Origin of the sequence: Thioclava sp. JE_KL1, from assembly GCF_009296265.1 — a bacterium.
Lineage (GTDB): Bacteria > Pseudomonadota > Alphaproteobacteria > Rhodobacterales > Rhodobacteraceae > Thioclava.
Map to the genome: position 1 here is coordinate 338,176 of NZ_WBJS01000005.1, position 17,257 is coordinate 355,432.

General features: G+C 66.6%; 16 protein-coding genes. 10 read left to right on the forward strand and 6 right to left on the reverse strand.

What is annotated here, in order from left to right; all coding sequences use genetic code 11:
- Positions 1-51: 51 nt before the first annotated feature.
- Positions 52-1,227 carry an acetyl-CoA C-acyltransferase family protein gene (locus tag F8R15_RS11675; RefSeq protein ID WP_152844682.1) on the reverse strand — a complete coding sequence of 392 codons (1,176 nt, stop codon included), beginning with the start codon at positions 1,225-1,227 and terminating at the stop codon, positions 52-54.
- 163 nt (positions 1,228-1,390) lie between these two features.
- On the opposite strand from F8R15_RS11675, the gene F8R15_RS11680 reads away from it, so the two are divergent.
- A complete protein-coding gene (locus F8R15_RS11680; RefSeq protein WP_152844683.1) occupies positions 1,391-2,263 on the forward strand; it encodes an MBL fold metallo-hydrolase in 873 nt (290 codons plus the stop codon).
- Positions 2,264-2,266: 3 nt separating this feature from the next.
- On the opposite strand, the gene F8R15_RS11685 is transcribed toward F8R15_RS11680, so the two are convergent.
- From F8R15_RS11685 to F8R15_RS11695, 3 genes are all read right to left on the reverse strand, one after another.
- Positions 2,267-3,001, reverse strand: coding sequence for a metallophosphoesterase family protein (locus F8R15_RS11685; RefSeq protein WP_152844684.1), 735 nt, complete (start codon positions 2,999-3,001; stop codon positions 2,267-2,269).
- 68 nt (positions 3,002-3,069) lie between these two features.
- On the reverse strand, positions 3,070-4,665 hold the full coding sequence (gene serA, locus F8R15_RS11690) for a phosphoglycerate dehydrogenase (RefSeq protein ID WP_152844685.1): 1,596 nt from the start codon (positions 4,663-4,665) through the stop codon (positions 3,070-3,072).
- Positions 4,666-4,735: 70 nt separating this feature from the next.
- A complete protein-coding gene (locus tag F8R15_RS11695) occupies positions 4,736-5,881 on the reverse strand; it encodes a phosphoserine transaminase (protein ID WP_152844686.1) in 1,146 nt (381 codons plus the stop codon).
- Between the two features lie 159 nt (positions 5,882-6,040).
- Here F8R15_RS11695 and serB point away from each other — a divergent pair, with 159 nt between their 5' ends.
- Positions 6,041-6,913, forward strand: coding sequence for a phosphoserine phosphatase SerB (gene serB / locus F8R15_RS11700; protein ID WP_152844687.1), 873 nt, complete (start codon positions 6,041-6,043; stop codon positions 6,911-6,913).
- Here the strand turns inward: serB and nagA are convergent.
- Together nagA and F8R15_RS11710 are read right to left on the reverse strand one after the other, a co-directional pair.
- Positions 6,889-8,031, reverse strand: a complete 1,143-nt coding sequence (gene nagA, locus F8R15_RS11705; RefSeq protein WP_152844688.1) for an N-acetylglucosamine-6-phosphate deacetylase — start codon at positions 8,029-8,031, stop codon at positions 6,889-6,891. The two genes, serB and nagA, sit on opposite strands and share 25 nt — an antisense overlap.
- Positions 8,019-8,840, reverse strand: a complete 822-nt coding sequence (locus tag F8R15_RS11710) for a BadF/BadG/BcrA/BcrD ATPase family protein (RefSeq protein ID WP_152844689.1) — start codon at positions 8,838-8,840, stop codon at positions 8,019-8,021. Before F8R15_RS11710 ends, nagA begins: the two co-directional genes overlap by 13 nt.
- Positions 8,841-8,974: 134 nt before the next feature.
- Here F8R15_RS11710 and F8R15_RS11715 point away from each other — a divergent pair, with 134 nt between their 5' ends.
- From F8R15_RS11715 to F8R15_RS11750, 8 genes are all read left to right on the forward strand, one after another.
- Positions 8,975-11,089 carry an FAD-dependent oxidoreductase gene (locus tag F8R15_RS11715; RefSeq protein WP_152844690.1) on the forward strand — a complete coding sequence of 705 codons (2,115 nt, stop codon included), beginning with the start codon at positions 8,975-8,977 and terminating at the stop codon, positions 11,087-11,089.
- A complete protein-coding gene (locus F8R15_RS11720; protein WP_152844691.1) occupies positions 11,086-11,691 on the forward strand; it encodes a CDP-alcohol phosphatidyltransferase family protein in 606 nt (201 codons plus the stop codon). Before F8R15_RS11715 ends, F8R15_RS11720 begins: the two co-directional genes overlap by 4 nt.
- 13 nt (positions 11,692-11,704) lie before the next feature.
- Complete coding sequence (locus F8R15_RS11725; RefSeq protein ID WP_152844692.1) at positions 11,705-12,892, forward strand: ABC transporter substrate-binding protein; 1,188 nt, start codon at positions 11,705-11,707, stop codon at positions 12,890-12,892.
- Positions 12,893-12,899: 7 nt separating this feature from the next.
- On the forward strand, positions 12,900-14,555 hold the full coding sequence (locus F8R15_RS11730; protein WP_152844693.1) for an ABC transporter permease: 1,656 nt from the start codon (positions 12,900-12,902) through the stop codon (positions 14,553-14,555).
- Complete coding sequence (locus tag F8R15_RS11735) at positions 14,552-15,187, forward strand: ATP-binding cassette domain-containing protein (RefSeq protein WP_152844694.1); 636 nt, start codon at positions 14,552-14,554, stop codon at positions 15,185-15,187. Before F8R15_RS11730 ends, F8R15_RS11735 begins: the two co-directional genes overlap by 4 nt.
- A gap of 136 nt (positions 15,188-15,323) precedes the next feature.
- The gene (locus F8R15_RS11740; protein WP_152844695.1) at positions 15,324-15,920 is read left to right on the forward strand and encodes a hypothetical protein; all 597 of its coding nucleotides are present in this window, start codon (positions 15,324-15,326) and stop codon (positions 15,918-15,920) included.
- A gap of 152 nt (positions 15,921-16,072) precedes the next feature.
- Positions 16,073-16,846 (forward strand): DUF6478 family protein, encoded by a 774-nt coding sequence (locus F8R15_RS11745; protein WP_152844696.1) that lies wholly within the window; start codon positions 16,073-16,075, stop codon positions 16,844-16,846.
- 11 nt (positions 16,847-16,857) lie between these two features.
- Entirely contained in the window at positions 16,858-17,208 is a 351-nt protein-coding gene (locus F8R15_RS11750; RefSeq protein ID WP_152844697.1) for a hypothetical protein, read from the forward strand.
- The last annotated feature ends 49 nt before the right edge of the window (positions 17,209-17,257 follow it).

The following is a 17,257-nucleotide window of genomic DNA, read 5'->3' on the forward strand; positions in this document are numbered from 1 at the left end:
ATCCTTAAATTGCTATGGATTGCCCACCCGCTTGACCCTCAGAGATGGGTCTCAGAGACGCTCGATCGAGAGCGCGATGCCTTGACCGCCGCCGATGCACATGGTGACGAGGCCGTGCTTGCCGCCGGTGCGCTCCAGCGCGTGCAGCGCCTTCACGATCAGGATCGCGCCGGTCGCGCCGACCGGATGGCCGAGCGCGATCGCACCGCCATCGGGGTTCACCTTCGACGTATCCAGACCCAGCTCGCGCGAGACGGCCAGCGCCTGCGAGGCGAAGGCTTCGTTGCTCTCGATCCAGTCGAAATCGGAGGCCTGCATGCCGGTCTTTTCCAGCAGCGCGCGCACGGCGGGGATCGGCCCGAGGCCCATCACCTCGGGGCGGACGCCCGCGATGGCGTAGCCGGTGATCTTGGCGCGCGGCGTCAGGCCTGCCTCTTTCGCGGCCTCTTCGCGGGCCAGAACCAGCGCCGCCGCACCGTCATTGATGCCCGAGGCGTTGCCCGCCGTGACCGAGCCGTCCTTCTGGAAGACCGGCTTGAGCGAGCCGAGCTTTTCGAGGCTCGTCTGTTTCGGGTGCTCGTCGGTGTCGAAGACGGTCGTGCCCTTGCGCGTGGTGATCTCGACGGGGGCGATCTCTTCCTTGAAGTGACCCTCCGAGATCGCTTTCGCCGCGCGCTCCTGGCTTTCCATCGCGAAGGCGTCCTGCTCTTCGCGCGAGATCGAACACTCGGCGGCCACTTTCTCGGCGGTCACGCCCATATGGCCGGTGCCGAAGGGGCACGACAGCGCGCCGGTCATCATGTCGAGCATCTTCGCGTCGCCCATCTTCTGGCCGAAGCGGGCAGCGGGCAGGATATAGGGCGATTTGCTCATCACCTCGGCGCCGCCGGCCAGCGCGAAATCGGCATCGCCCATCGTCAGCATCTGCGCCGCCGAGATGACCGCCTGCACGCCGGAGCCGCAAAGGCGGTTCACGTTCATCGCGGGCGTACCGACCGGGACGCCTGCATTCACCGCCGCCACGCGGCTGAGATACATGTCGCGCGGTTCGGTGTTGATGATATGGCCGAAGACCACCTGACCGATCTTGTCCGCCGAGACGCCCGCCCGCGAGATCGCCTCTTTCGAGACATGGGTGGCGAGGTCGATCGGCGCGAAGCCGGACAGCGTGCCGCCGAACGTGCCGATAGGCGTGCGGGTGCCGGAGAGAATGACGATACCGGTCATGGGTAGCCTCCAATGTTTGGGTCGGCGCGAGGGTAGCGAATGGGCTGATCCCGCGCCAGCAGGGCCACGCGGTTATGACGAGACGTCATTTGGCCGGGCGGTGGGTTGAAACTCTCGGCTGAGGGAACACATTCTGGAAAACGAATATGACTAGGAGGCCGACATGACTGCCAACCCGATCGTCAAAGGGTTCTGGGATAAACCCACCGGAAGCTGGCAATACGTCTTTCACGACCCCGATACGATGAAGGGGGCCGTGGTCGATCCGGTCTGGGATTACGACCATCAGGTAGGCGCCACGACGCTGGGCAACGCCGAGAAAATCCTCGATTACGTGAAGGCCGAGGGGATCGACGTGGAGTGGGTGCTCGATACGCATCCCCATGCCGACCACTTTTCTTCCGCCGTCTGGCTGGCCGAGAAACTGGGCGCGAAGCGCGGCATCGGCGAGCGCGTGCGCAAGGTGCAAAGCCTCTGGGCCGAGATTTACAACACGCCCGAGCTGCCGCAGGACGGGCGGCAATGGGATCACCTGTTCGCCGAGGGCGAGACGTTCAGGATCGGCAATCTCGATGTGACGGTGATGCTCTCGACCGGGCATACGCTGGCCTCGATCACCTATGTCGTGGGCGATGCAGCCTTCGTGCATGACACGCTGATGCAGCCCGAAAGCGGCACGAGCCGGGCGGATTTCCCGGGCGGCTCTGCGGCCGAGCTGTGGGATTCGATCCGGGCGATCCTCGATCTGCCCGCCGAGACGCGGCTGTTCATCGGGCACGACTATCCCGGCGAGGGCAAGGAGCCGCAGACCGGCGCGACCGTCGCCGATCACCGCAAGCACAACAAGCACGTCAAGGACGGCATCACCCGCGAGGAGTACATCCAGACGCGTGAAGCGCGTGATGCGACCCTGCCGCTGCCGAAGCTGATGCTGGCCGCCTTGCAGGTGAATATCCGCGGCGGGCGCAAGCCCGAGGCCGAGGGGGACGGGCGATCCTACCTGAAAATCCCGCTCGACTATTTCGAGCCGCGGTAACGCTCAGCCGCGCGGCAGCTCGGCCCGACCCTCGGGCGTCAGAAGCCACGCGTCGCGGCCTTCGATGACTGCGGTCGAGAGCGGGTGACCATAGCCCGCGCCGGAATCGAGATTGAGGCGGTTACCGTAATGGGTGGCCGCCTTGATGTTTGTATGGCCATGCACGATCAGCGCGCCGTGGTCGCGCGGATCGGTCAGGAAGGGCTTGCGGATCCACAGCAGGTCATCCTCCACCTGATCCTCCATCGCCACGCCGGGGCGAATACCCGCATGAACGAAGATCGCCTCGCCGCGGGGGAAATAGGCGGGCTGTCCCGCGAGCCAGTCGCGATGGGCCTGCGGGATCGCCGATAGTTCCTTTGCGACCTCGTCGAGCGGCCGGGTGAACGCGTTCTCGATGCCGTAGCTTTCCAGCGTTGCCTCGCCGCCGACGCGCGGGTTGAGATAGGAGACCTCCGCGCTCAGGATCGGGTCTTCGGTATAGGGATCGTCTAGGAAGCCGAGGAACATCCTGTCGTGATTGCCGCGCAGCACGATCCAGTTCTCGCCGCGCTGCTGACCTTTCATCAGGTAGTCGATCACCCCGGCAGAGTCCGGCCCGCGATCGACCAGATCGCCGACATGCACGATCGGGGCCTCTGTCTCGCCGCATGCCGCGCGATCCGCCGCGATCAGCTCATGCGCGCGCTTGAGCTTGTCGAGATGTCCGTGAATGTCGCCGATCGCATAGGTGCGCATGCCTGTCCCTTCCAATGAAAAGGCCCCCCGCGCGCGGCGGAGGGCCCGGATTCAACCGTTCAGCTAGATCAGCCGAGAACGAATTCCAGCGGTTTGACCTGCTTGAAGCCGCCCGAGGTTTTCAGCGCGTCGACCACGTCCTGGCCGACGGCCTCGTCGACATAGGCGATCGCGATCGCCTCGCCGCCTTGCTTGGAGCGACCGAGGGTGAAGTTCGCGAGGTTCACGCCCTTCTCGCCGAGGATCGTGCCGAGTTTGCCGATGATGCCGGGCACGTCGTCATTGGTGGTGTAGAGCATGTGCTCGCCCACTTCGGCGTCGATGTTGATGCCCTTGATCTGGATGAAGCGCGGCTTGCCATCCGAGAACACGGTGCCCGCGATCGAGCGTTCCTTGCTCTCCGAGACGACGGTGACCTTGATGTAGCCCTCGAAGATACCGGTCTGGTCCTGCGAGGTGGTCGAGATCTGGATGCCGCGCTCTTTCGCGATGACCGGGGCGGAGACCATGTTCACGTCCGGCTGGCTGGCTTTCAGGATGCCCGAAACCACGGCGGCGTCGAGCGCCTTGAGGTTCATCTCGGACGCCACACCGTCGAAGGTGATGTTGATCGCCTTGATCGCATCCTCGGTCATCTGACCGATGAAGCCGCCGAGGTGCTGCGCGAGTTTCACCCACGGGCCCATGACTTTCGCCTCTTCGGCGGTCATCGAGGGCATGTTGAGCGCGTTCTCGACCGCACCGTCCAGCAGGTAGTTCGACATCTGCTCTGCGACTTGCAGGGCCACGTTCTCCTGCGCTTCGGTGGTCGAGGCGCCGAGGTGCGGCGTGCAGACCACGTTCGGCAGGCCGAACAGGACGTTATCGGTCGCCGGTTCCTCGGCGAAGACGTCGAAGGCCGCGCCCGCGACATGGCCCGACTTGATGAGATCGGCCAGCGCCTGCTCGTCCACCAGACCGCCACGCGCACAGTTGATGATGCGCACACCGGGCTTGGTTTTCTGCAGGTTTTCCTTCGAGAGGATGTTGCGGGTCGAATCCGTCAGCGGCACGTGCAGCGTGATGAAATCGGCGCGACGCAGCAGTTCGTCCAGCTCGACCTTCTCGACGCCCATGTTGGCCGCCTTCTCTTCGCTCAGGAAGGGGTCATAGGCCACGACCTTCATCTTCAGGCCACGCGCGCGGTCGCAGACGATGCCACCGATATTGCCCGCACCGATCACGCCGAGGATCTTGGCGGTCAGCTCGACCCCCATGAATTTCGACTTCTCCCATTTGCCAGCCTGCGTCGAGGCATCGGCTTCGGGGATTTGGCGCGCAACGGCGAACATCATCGCGATGGCGTGCTCGGCGGTGGTGATCATGTTGCCGAAGGGCGTGTTCATCACGATCACGCCTTTCTTGCTCGAGGCTTCCTTGTCGACGTTGTCGGTGCCGATACCGGCGCGGCCGACGACTTTCAGGTTGGTCGCGCTTTCGAGCAGTTTCGCCGTGACCTTGGTGGCCGAGCGGATGGCGAGACCGTCATACTTGCCGATCACCTCGGCGAGCTTTTCCTTGTCCTTGCCGAGCGAGGGTTCGAAATCGACCTCGATGCCACGGTCGCGGAAGATCTGGACGGCGGTTTCCGAGAGCTTGTCGGAGACGAGAACCTTGGGGGCCATTTTCTGGGCTCCTTGAATTTTCAGAATATCGGGAAAGGACGGGCCCGGAGGCCCGCCAATCTGTCACGGATCACGCTTGTGCGGCGATCTCGGCCTCGAAGGCGTATTCGACCCAAGGCATCAGCGCCTCGACATCCGCCGTCTCGACGGTCGAGCCGCACCAGATGCGCAGGCCCGCCGGGGCGTCGCGATAAGCGCCGAGATCGAGGCCCACGCCTTCGGCCTCGAGCCGCTTGGCGACGGCCTTGGCGAAGGCTGCGCCGTCCTTGATGCGATCGTCAGTGAACTTCACGCAGACCGAGGTGGTCGACGCGGTCGCCGGATCATTGGCGAGGTTCGCGATCCACGGCTTTTCAGCGCAGAAATCCCAGACGACCTTGGCGTTGGCATCGGCGCGGTCGATCAGGCCTTTCAGCCCGCCCACCGATTTCGCCCAGTTCAGCGAAACGAGGTAATCTTCGACGCAGAGCATCGAGGGGGTGTTGATCGTCTCACCCTTGAAGATGCCTTCGTTCAGCTTGCCGCCCTTGGTCATGCGGAAGATCTTCGGCAGCGGCCAGGCGGGGGAGTAGTTCTCCAGACGCTCGACAGCGCGGGGGCTCAGGATCAGCACGCCGTGACCGCCTTCGCCGCCCAGCACTTTCTGCCAGGAGAAGGTGGTGACATCGAGCTTGTCCCAGGGCAGATCCATCGCGAAAGCGGCCGAGGTGGCGTCGCAGATGGTCAGGCCTTCGCGGTCAGCCGGGATCGCATCGCCATTGGGGACGCGCACGCCCGAGGTGGTGCCGTTCCACGTGAAAACCACGTCGGTGTTGAAGTCGATGGTGGAGAAATCGACGATGTCGCCATAGTCGGCGGTCTTCGTCTCGGCCTCGATCTTGAGCTGCTTGACCACGTCGGTCACCCAGCCCGCGCCGAAGCTTTCCCAAGCGACCATCGTCGCCTTGCGCTCGCCCAACAGCGCCCACATCGCCATTTCGACGGCGCCGGTGTCGGAGGCGGGCACGATGCCGATGCGATAATCGGCGGGCACGCCCAGAATTTCGCGGGTGGTGTCGATCGCCTCTTTCAGCTTCGCCTTGCCGATAGCGGCACGGTGCGAACGGCCCAGCGGCGCGTCATTGAGCATGTCGAGGGAGAAACCGGGAATCTTCGTGCAGGGGCCCGAAGAAAAACGCGGGTTTGCCGGCCGCGTAGCCGGAGCTTGAATAGCCATTGCTGGTATCCTTCCAGATATATGCCCTTCGTTGGGGAAGGGTGTCCCGCCGCCGCAGATACGCTCGCGCCCGCTCTGGTGCAAGGAGAATTTTTGGTCTAATGCGCCGCATCAGGTCACGGATACGACATTTGAACCGACATTCCCCAAGGAGCGCGCATGTTTACCGCCACGCTGATCGCTGACCCGAAAGAGGCCAATCTGGATCAAGGCACGCTGGATGCGCTTTGCGGTGCATGGGGCGGTGGCGCGGCGCGTTGGCTCAACCCGAATGTCGCGGCCGAGTTCATGGTGGACCGCGTGCCGTCGAATCGTTGGGAGGCCTGGGAGGGCCTGCAGGGGCTCGGCGTCGATCTGGTCGTGCAGCCCACGGAGGGGCTTCGCAAGCAGATGCTGCTCGCCGATATGGACTCGACGATGATCCAGCAGGAATGCATCGACGAGCTGGCCGATGTGGCGGGCGTGGGCGAGCGGGTGAAAGAGATCACCGCGCGGGCGATGAATGGCGAGCTGGACTTCGAGGGCGCGCTGACCGAGCGTGTGGGGCTGCTGAAAGGTCTGCCCGAGAGCGTGATTTCCGAGGTAATCGAAAAGCGCATCAGCTTCATGCCGGGCGGGCATGATCTGGTGGCGACGATGAAGGCCAATGGCGCTTATTGCGCACTGGTCTCGGGTGGGTTCACGGCGTTCACCGGCTATGTGGCGGAGACGCTTGGGTTTGACGAGAACCGCGCGAACCTGCTGCTGGTCGAGGATGGCAAGCTGACGGGCGTGCCCTCACAGCCGATCCTCGGGCGCGAGGCAAAGGTTCAGGCTTTGCTGGAAATTTCGGAAAAGCTGAAACTGGATCACGCGCAGGTCATGGCGGTGGGCGATGGGGCGAACGATCTGGGGATGCTGAAGCTCGCCGGTGCGGGCGTCGCGCTGCATGCCAAGCCCTCCGTTGCGGCGGAATGCGACATCCGGATCAACTTCGGCGATCTGAGCGCGCTGCTCTACATTCAGGGCTACGCGGTGGAGGATTTCGCCTGACCGCCCTGCCAGACTTCCGTTAGGCGCCAATCGTCATCGAAATGCACCAGATCCCCGGCGAAGCCCGGCGCTATCCGGCCCACCGGCGCGCCGATCGCCTCTGCCGGGATGCGGCTTGCCATCGCGAGCGCCTGTTCCGGTGAGACGCCGACCGTCTCGATCATGAAGCGCACGGCCTGCGGCAGCGACAGATCGGCCCCGGCAAGCGTGCCATCCTCCAGCCGCAGCGCGCCGTCGCGGCGCAGGATTCGGCGGCCTGCGAGATCGAATTCCATCAGATCGGACCCGGCGCAGGCCATCGCGTCGGAGACGAGGAAGACCTCGCCCTGCCGTTTGGCAGCCAGCGCCAGCCGGATTGTCTCGGGATGCACATGGATGCCATCTGCGATCAGGCCCGCGGAGACCGGCTGCGACAGCGCCGCGCCGACGAGGCCGGGCTCGCGACTGCCCAGCTGGCTCATCGCGTTGAAGAGATGCGTGACCATCCGCGCGCCCGCCGCGATGGCCTCCTGAGCCTCCGCGAAGCTGCACTCGGAATGGCCGAGGCTGACGATGATCCCGGCCTCGGACAGCCGCGCGATCTGCTCGGGCGTCGCATTGGCGGGTGAGAGCGTCATGATCAGCGCGGGCAGCCCGGTCTTCGCCTCGAGCAGCGTCTCGATGTCTTCCTCGTCCAGCGGGCGGATGCAGCCGGGCGGATGGCAGCCCGGGCGCTTGGGGTCGAGATGCGGGCCCTCCAGATGCAGCCCGCCGAATCCCGGAACGCGCGTCACGGCGGCGATGCCTGCCGCCAGTACCGTCTGTGTCGCGGCGCGGGTATCGGTGATCAGCGTCGGCAGGATCGTGGTCGCACCGAGAGCGGCATGCGCGGCGCAGATGGTGGAGATCGTCTCGAGAGTCGCGTGCCCGTCGAGCATCACACCGCCACCGCCATTCACCTGCAGATCGACGAGACCGGGCGCGAGCGTGCCGCCCGGAAACTCGACAACCTCGCCCTCGGGCATCTCCGCGATCGGACACAGCGCCGAAATTCGACCCTGTTCCAGCACGATCGCATGGTTTTCATGGAAGGCGGTGCCGTCGAAAACGCGCGCGCCCGTCAGGATCAGCTTGTCCAAAACGCATCCTCCATCGCCAATGCCAAGGCGCCGTCCAGCGCGTTTCCTTTCGCGGCCCGTTGCGGCCAGTCGCCCAGCGCTAGACCCTGCCCAAGCCCGCCCAGCCACGTCACCGGAAGCGGTTCCTCGGGTTGCAGCAGCGCAATCGCCGCGCGGATCTCGGCTTGCGCTGCATCGCGCACGGCCACGGCGGCGGGGTCGGTCGATTGCAGGATGCGCGGCGCAAAGCGCGCCCAGTCTGCGGGGGTCGCGTCGAGGCTGAAGGCGATCAACCCGTTTCGCCCATCCATCTCTTCGAGCAGCTCGCGCAGAAGCGGCGTCACCGCGCAGAACCCGTCGAGCGCACGCCCGGCCCGCATGCCCAGTGCCCGACCGATCCACGCGCCCGAGCCCTCATCGCCCAGCCGCAAGCCCCAGCCACCGATCGCGTGTTGCTGACCGTCCAGCTGCCGCGCGAAGAACGAACCCGTGCCGATGGCCGCGACGATCCCGTCTTCGGGCCCCAGAGCACCGCGCACCGAGGTCGTCACGTCCTGCAAGACGCGGGCCGGAAACGGCAGCTCGGCGGCCAAGGCCTCTGCGGCGGGCGCATGGTTCGCCCCCGCCAGCCCGAGCACCGCGCGAATCTCGCGCGCGTCGATGTTGCCCATCGCGGTTTCGATGGCGGTGAAGATGTGATGGCGCGCCTCGTCATAGTCCGAGGCGATATTCGCAGGGCCTGACTCGCCACGCCCGATGACACGGCCAGAACCGTCGGCAAACACCGCCCGGCACCCGCTGCCTCCGCCATCGACTGCAATGAAATGCATCCCCGCCTCCGTTTTGTGCGTAACAGTGCCAAATAGCGGCTCCGAGAGAAAGCGCGTAACGAAATCGGCGCGCGAAACGACTTGGGGAAAGATCGCATCGCCTCTATCACTGGGGCGTGACCCACGGGAGGACCATGCGCAAACCTCTGATATTCCTTGGCCTGATCGCTTTGGCGGTGATCGCGGCTTTTCTGGTGGCCGATCCCGACCCCGAGCGGCTGCGCGCGCTGCGCGACAGCCTCGCCGCATGGCGCGAGGCGCATCCGCTGGCGCTGCCCATCGGGTTCTTCGTCACTTACGTCGTGGTGACGGCGCTGTCGCTGCCCTTCGCGGTCTGGCTGACGCTGCTGGGTGCCGCGCTTTTGGGGTTCTGGCAGGGGCTGGTGCTGATCTCTTTCGCGTCTTCCATCGGGGCGCTGCTGGCCTTTCTGGTCGCGCGCTATCTGATGCGCGACTGGGTGCGCGGACGGCTTGGCCCGCGGCTCGCGAAGATCGAGAAAGGGGCGGCGCGCGACGGCGAGTTCTACCTGTTCTCGCTGCGGCTGATCCCGGTCGTGCCGTTCTTCGTGATCAACCTCGCCTTCGGGCTGACCCGGATGAAAGCATGGAAATTCTATGCCGTCTCGCAGCTCGGCATGCTGCCCGGCACCGCCGTCTATGTCGCGGCGGGCGCGCAACTGGGCGATCTGGACAGCCTGTCGGGGATCGTCTCGCCGGGGCTGCTCGGGGCCTTCGCGGCGCTGGCGGTGTTTCCGTGGGTGGCGCGCGCGGCGCTGCGGGTCTGGGCACGCAAGCGGGCCTATCGCGGCTATGAACGCCCGGCCAAGTTCGACCGCAACCTGATCGTGATCGGCGCGGGCGCGGCGGGGCTGGTGGCCTCCTATGTCGCGGCGCAGGCGAAGGCGAAGGTGACGCTGGTGCAGGAAGGCCCGATGGGCGGCGACTGCCTGAATTACGGCTGCGTGCCGTCAAAGGCGCTGATCGCCTCGGCTCGGGCTGCTGGCGTGGCGCGCGGCTCCGAGGCGCTGGGCGTGCGCGCGGATGTCTCGGTCGATTGGCCCGTGGTGACGCATCGGATTTCCGAGGTGATCGCGCAGATCGAGCCGAATGATTCCGTGGAGCGCTATGAGGGCTTGGGCGTCGAGGTGATCGAGGGCCACGCGCGGCTGGAAGACCCTTGGACGGTGTGCGTGGGCGATGAGCGCCTGACGACGCGCGGGGTAGTGCTTGCGACCGGCGCAGCCCCGGTGATCCCGCCGATCGAGGGAATCGGATCGGTCGAGCCGCTGACCTCGGACACGCTGTGGGAGGCGCTTGCCGCGATGCCCGCGCCGCCCGAGAGAATGGTGATCCTCGGCGGTGGCCCGATCGGCTGCGAGATCGCGCAGGCGCTGGCGCGGCTGGGCGCGGGCGTCACCGTGGTCGAGGCGGCGGAGCGGCTGTTGATCCGTGAGGATGTCGAAGCCTCGGACGCCATCGCGGCGGCCTTGCGCGCCGATGGGGTCGACCTGAAGCTCGGCGCGAAGGCGATCCGTTTCGGGCAGGATGATAGCAAATGGCTGGAGCTGGAGGACGGCTCCAAACTCGGCTTCGACACGCTTCTGGTCGCGGTCGGGCGCAAGGCGCGGCTCGAAGGGTTCGGGCTGGAGGAGCTGGGCATTCCGGCGAACAAGGTGATCGAGACGAACGACTACCTCGAGACGCTGATGCCCAATATCTACGCCGCAGGCGATGCGGCGGGGCCGTTGCAACTGACCAATGCCGCAGGTCATCAGGGCTGGATCGCGGCGGCCAATGCGCTGGCCTCCCCCGTCTGGCGATTCAAGGCTCATGCCGCGCCGATCCCGCATGCGGTCTTCACCTCGCCCGAACTGGCGCGGGTGGGGATGACAGCTGCGGAAGCCGAGGCTGACGGCGTGCATCACGAAGTCACGACCTATCCGCTGGGCGATCTCGACCGCGCGCTTGCCGAAGGGGCGGGGCAGGGCTTCGTGCGGATCGTCACAGCGAAAGGTTCCGACAAGATCCTTGGTGCCACGGTCTGCGGGGCACATGCCGCCGAGGTGTTGGCAGAATTCGCGCTGGCGATGCGGCACGGGCTGGGCTTGGGCAAGATCCTCTCGACGCCGCATATCTATCCCAGCTGGTCCGAGGCCGCGAAGAACGCCGCCGGGCGCTGGCGACAGACCCATGTGAACCCGCGCACGCTGCGGATCGCCGAGCGCTTCATGACCTGGAGGCGCGGATGATCGACGCTGCTCTCCTGCCGCTGCAACGTGCCATGATGCAGCCCCCCGCCGAGGCGCTGGCCGCGCGCGGTATCCGTGCCGATCAGGTGACGGTGGCGGGTTTCGCACTGGGTCTTCTGGCGATCCCGGCGCTTGCGTTCCACGCCTATTGGCTGGCGCTGGCGCTGATCCTCATCAACCGCGTCGCGGACGGGCTCGACGGGGCCATCGCGCGGATCAAGGGGCCGACCGATCGCGGGGCGTTCCTCGATATCGCACTCGATTTCCTGTTCTACGCGCTGATCCCGGTGGGCTTCGCGCTGGCCGATCCTGCGCGCAACGCGCTGGCCGCTGCCATCCTGATCGCGGCCTTCGTCGGCACCGGGTCAAGCTTTCTCGCCTTCGCCTCCATCGCCGCCAAGCGCGGGATGAGCACCGATGCCTATCCGACCAAGGGCATCTACTACCTCGGCGGGCTGACCGAAGGGGCCGAGACGATCCTGTTCTTCTCGGCGATTTGCCTGTTTCCGCAGGTCTTCCCGATCCTCGCGGGCCTCTTCGCCGCCGCCTGTTTCGTGACCACCGTGACCCGCTGGCTGATGGGCTGGCGGGCGTTTTCCTGAAATTGGAGAGAGTATGAAATCCCTGTTTGTCGCCCTCGCCGTCGCGCTGCCGCTCGCATCCCCCGCCTTCGCCGATTGGGCGCAGACGCAGGCCGAGGCGAAGGGCCAGACGGTCTATTTCAACGCCTGGGGCGGCGATCCGCGTACCAATGCGTTCATCGATTGGGTGTCCGACCAGATGCAGGAGAAATACGGCGTCACGGTCGAGCAGGTGAAGCTGTCCGACACCGCCGAGGCTGTCTCGCGCGTTCAGGCCGAGAAGGCGGCGGGTAAGAATGACGGCGGCGCGGTTGACCTTATCTGGATCAACGGGCCGAATTTTCTGGCGATGAAAGAGGCGGGCTTGCTGCATGGGCCGTTCGTTTCCGATCTGCCCAATGCGAAATATCTCGACCTGTCCGAAGGCTCGGCGGCGACGACCGATTTCACCGTCCCGACGGAAGGGTACGAGAGCCCGTGGCGGCTCGCGAAATTCGCCTTCGCCTATGATGCGGAGCGAGTGAGCGATCCGCCGAAGGATATGGCGGGGCTGCTGGACTGGGCAAAGGCGCATCCGGGCCGCTTCACCCATCCCAACCCTTCGAATTTCATGGGGGCGAGCTTCCTCAAGCAGGCGCTGGTCGAGCTGGCGCCCGATCCGGCGGCGCTGTCGCAGCCCGTGACGGACGAGGCCTATGCCAAGGAAACCGCGCCGCTCTGGGCGTGGTATGATGCGCTGCGCCCGCTGATGTGGCGTGAAGGCAAATCCTTCCCCGAGAATGAGAGCGCGCAGGCGCAACTGCTGGCCGATGGCGAGGTCGATTTCGCGATGTTCTTCGATCCGGCCGCGCCCGCCGCGATGATCGAGCAGGGTGTGCTGCCGCCCTCGGTCCGCGTCTGGGTGCCCGAAGGTGGCACGATCGGGAATATCTCCTACGTTGCGATTCCCTATAATGCCGCGCATCAGGCGGGGGCGGAGCTGGTCGCGAATTTCCTGCTCGATCCGGCCACGCAGGCGCATATGCAGGATATCCGTGTGCTCGGCAGTTTCTCGGTGCTCGATCCGGCGAAGCTGGATGCCGATGCGAAACAGGCTTTCGCGGACCTGCCCACCGCGCCCGCGCTGCCGACGCTGGACGATCTCGGGCCGACGCTCCCCGAGCCGCATCCGAGCTGGATGACCAAGCTCACCGAGGACTGGGCGCAGCGCTACACGAAGTGAGGGTTTGATGCGGCTCGCCGGGGCGATCCTGACGCTGGTGATCGGCGCGCCGGTACTGCTCGGTGCGGCGCTGACGCTGGCGACCGGATTCGGCTGGCAGCCGGGGCTGGGGCGCGTCGCGCTGGGCTGGGAGGGCTTCACTGAGGCGCTGGCCGCACCGGGTATCCTCACCTCGCTGCGGCTGACGCTGGTGACGGGGATCGGCGCGGCGCTGCTGTCTCTCGCGGCCTCGATCCCGCTGGCGCGCTGGCTGGTGACGCGGCAATCGGCGTCGCGCTGGCTGACGCCGCTGCTGGCAGTGCCCCATGCGGCGCTGGCGATCGGGCTGGCCTTTCTGATCGCACCCTCGGGCTGGGCGGCGCGGCTGGTTTCGCCCTGGGCGACCGGCTGGGATCTGCCGCCGCAGATCGTGACGCTGGGCGATCCGTGGGGGCTGTCGCTGATCCTCGGGCTGATGCTGAAAGAGGTACCGTTCCTGACCCTGATGACGCTGGTGGCCGCCGCGCAGCGCCCGGTGGCGGAGCAGATGGCGGCGGGCCGGGCGCTTGGCTATGCGCCGGGCCGCGTCTGGGTGCGGATCGTCTGGCCGCAGCTTTACCCGGCGCTGCGGTTGCCGGTGCTGATCGTGCTGGCCTTCTCGCTGTCGGTCGTCGACATGGCGCTGATCCTCGGGCCGTCGAACCCGCCGACGCTGGCGGTGCGCATCCTGCGGCTCTACGGCGCGCCCGATCCCGCGCAGGCGGTGCCCGCCTCGGCGCTGGCGGTGATCTTGCTGGCCGTGATGGGGGCGAGCGCGGCGCTGTGGATGGTCGGCGAGCGCGCGGTGGCAAGGCTCGGCAAGGCGCTGATCCGGACGGGGCATCGCGGCGTGTCGCGGCGGAACTGGAGCGGTGCTGGCCTGATCGGGGCGGGCGGTACGCTCGCGCTCGGATCGCTCGGTGCGCTGATCCTCTGGAGCCTCGCGAGCTTCTGGCGTTTTCCCGATGCGCTGCCCGCTGATCTGACCTTCAAACGCTGGGCGAGCGCCGACTGGGCGGGGCCCGCGCTGACCAGCCTGACGCTTGCGCTTGTCTCGACCGTGCTGGCGCTGATCCTCGCGATGCTCTGGCTGGAAAGCGAGGATCGCTCCGGCAAACGCCTGCCGCTGGGCGCGCTGATCGTCCTGCCGCTCTTGCTGCCGCAGATCGGGTTTCTGCAAGGTCTGACCACCGGGTTTCTCTGGCTCGGTCTGCCGCCGGGGCCGGTCGCGGTGACATGGGCCGAACTGCTCTTCGTCTTTCCCTATGTAATGATCGCGCTGGCCGGGCCGTGGCGCGCGCTCGACCGGGCGCATCTCGCCAGTGCGGCGAGCCTCGGGGCCGGGCCGACGCGGCGCCTTCTGCGGATCAAGCTGCCGATGCTGCTGGGTCCGATCTGTGCGGCGGCGGCGATCGGGGTCGCGGTGTCGGTCGCGCAATATCTGGCCGTTCTGCTGCCCGGCGCGGGGCGCGTTCAGGCGCTGGCGACTGAAGCCGTGGCGCTGGCCTCGGGGGCGGACCGGCGGCTGGCCGCGATCCTTGCGCTGATGCAGGCGGCGCTGCCATGGGTAGGTTTCGCGCTGGCGCTCGCGGTCCCGGCATGGTGGCATCGCAACCGGCGCGGCTTGCGCGGAGGAGTGGCATGAGCCTGGAACTGATCGATCTGAGCCTGACCGCGTCCGACGCCTCCGCGCCGCTCTTCGCTCCGCTGTCGCTGGTCGTGGCGCCCGGAGAGACCGTCTGCCTGATGGGGCCCTCCGGGATCGGCAAGTCGAGCCTGCTCGCCCATATCGGGGGCCATCTGCCGCGGGGGTTCACGGCTTCGGGGGATGTCCGGCTCGATGGCGAAAGCGTCACGCAGCTCCCCGCTGAGAGGCGCGGCATCGGGATGCTGTTCCAGCAGGCGCAGCTGTTCCCACATCTCTCGGTCGGCGACAATCTGGCCTTCGGTCTGTCGGCGCAGGTGAAGGGCAAGGTCGCCCGGCACGCGGCGGTGGAGGCCGCGCTGGAACAGGCCGGGCTTGCAGGCATGGCGGATCGCGATCCGGCGACGCTGTCGGGCGGGCAGCGCACCCGCGTGGCGTTGATGCGTACGCTGCTGGCGCGGCCCCGTGCGGTGCTGATCGACGAGCCCTTCGCCGCGCTCGATGCAGAGTTGCGGGCCGAGATCCGCAGTTTCACGCTGCAGCATCTTCAGGCCGAGCGTATCCCGTGCCTCATGGTCAGCCACGATCCGGACGACGGCGCGGCTGCGGCGCGCCGGATCGCGTTGGGCTGAACCCCGCGCAGCCGCAATGCGGCGAAACCCGGCAGACTTGCGCGATGAGCGCCCCGAGGCTATCTCCAAGCGCATGATTTTTGCTGTCGGACACCGCTCGTCACGTCTTTTGAAGCCCCTCGCCCTCGCGCTGGGGATGACCGGTTTGCTGGCCGCCTGCCAGCCGACAGCCTTCGGCACGGCGCAGGTCGCCAAGGCTCGCACCACGCTGGCCAATGGCGCGTTGACGGTGGCGGCGCCGAAAGGCTGGTGCGTCGATCCGAAAAGCCTGCGCAATTCCGGCGCGGGGGGCTTTGCGCTCTTTGGCAATTGCGCGGCGATCTCGGGCAATGCCGAGGATGCCCATGCACCCGAGCCCGCGCTGCTGAGCGTTACGGTCGGGCCGCCCGCCTTGGAGGATGGCTCCGGCAAGCTGTCGCAGGACCGGCTCAAGAAGATCGGCGATTTCTTCCATTCCGAAATCGGGCGCGCGGCGCTGTCGCGCTCGGGCGAAGCCGCTGACGTGACGATCAAGGGCACCGATATCTCGAATGGTACACTGCTGCTGCGGGTCGAGGATCGCTCCGGCACGGGCGGACCGCCGATTGCCAAGACCTATCTGCGGGGCGTCACGGCCCTTGGCGGGCGGATCACGGCGCTGTCGGTGATGCCGCTCAAGGAAGGCGAAATGAGCTATGCCCAGCAGCGGCAATTGCTCGAGACATTCATCGCCGCGATCCGCGCCGCGAACTGACGTCTCAAGACGACGCGCAGTCACCTTCCCGGCCGAAACCCCGGAACGCGATGAGTTCGTGCGGAAATTCCCCCTTTCTCGCAACCCGATGATAAGGAATAACTGCTGTGATGCCGCAGGTGGCACCGGCAGGCGGGAAAGAAGGGCAGCACATGGCAGGACGGAACGGCGGATCGCTGTTGCAACGGATTGCCGAGCGACGCAGCTTGCGGCGCTGGCGCGATGCGGCGTCCAAGGTCCCTGCATTGGATCCGGAGGGGCTTCGCGGTCTGCGCGCACGTGCCCGCGCCCTGCGCAACGAAGTCGACACGGTGCTGCGCGCGACCGAGCAGCGGCTGACGGCCTTTCCCAGCGATAGCTCTGTGCGCAAGCCGTCGGGCAGCGATTGGGCGTGGCGTCCGCCGCTGTGGCGCGTGAAGGCGCATCCGCATGGCATCGCGGGGGCGCAAAGCCGCGACAAGCTCGGCGATGACCTCACCCTGTTCCATGACTGCCCGCGCTCCGAGATCACGCTGCGCCAGATCCGCAATACGACGGGCGAAACGCTCGCCCCGTTCGGGCTGCGGCTCGATGTGCTGCGGTTCGAAGGGTCGTTCCTGTCACTGGTGCTCGACCTGCCCGACGCGGCGCTGGGCGGGCTGCAACTCAACCATCTCATCCGGCTGGAGATGCAGCTGGACTGCGAGCGGGAGCTGGAAGTGTTCTGCCGCCTCAACATCAAGCACGGCCCCAATTCGGAGCAGCTGGTGCGCGAACTGCCCCATGGCGACGGCGCGCGCTCTGTCGAATTCGATCTGGCCTATACGCGGATGAACGAGCGGCGGCTGGAAAAGGCGTGGGTCGATCTGATTTTCGAGAACCCACGGATGAACGAGGTGGTGATCCGCGATCTCACCTTCGCGCGCTACCCGCGCGCCGAACTGTGACGGAGGCGAGGATGCTGGACAGCACGCGGATCAAGGCAGGGCGCTGGGAAGCGGTGAGCCATGAGAAAGAGGCGCCCGATCTGGAGGTGCGTCATCATGGCGAGGTGCTCGAAGGGCTGTCGGTCAGCGGCGCTCCCGGCGACTGGCGCATCGCGCAGCCGATCCCGACGGAGTTGCTGAGCGAGGGGGTGCTGACCTTCCTCGTCTGCCGCAAATCGGATGGCGAGGTGATCGACCGCTTCTCGCTGGTCGCGGGCGCGCCGCTGGCGGGCGATCTGCGCGCCGAGATCGACCTTCTGCGCGCCGAGCTGGACATGCTGTCGCGCGCCTTCCGTCAGCACTGCGCCGAGAGCGAAAGCTGAGCATTTCACGCGCGCCCCTCGCGCGCGGGCGCGCGCGTAGTAAGTAGAC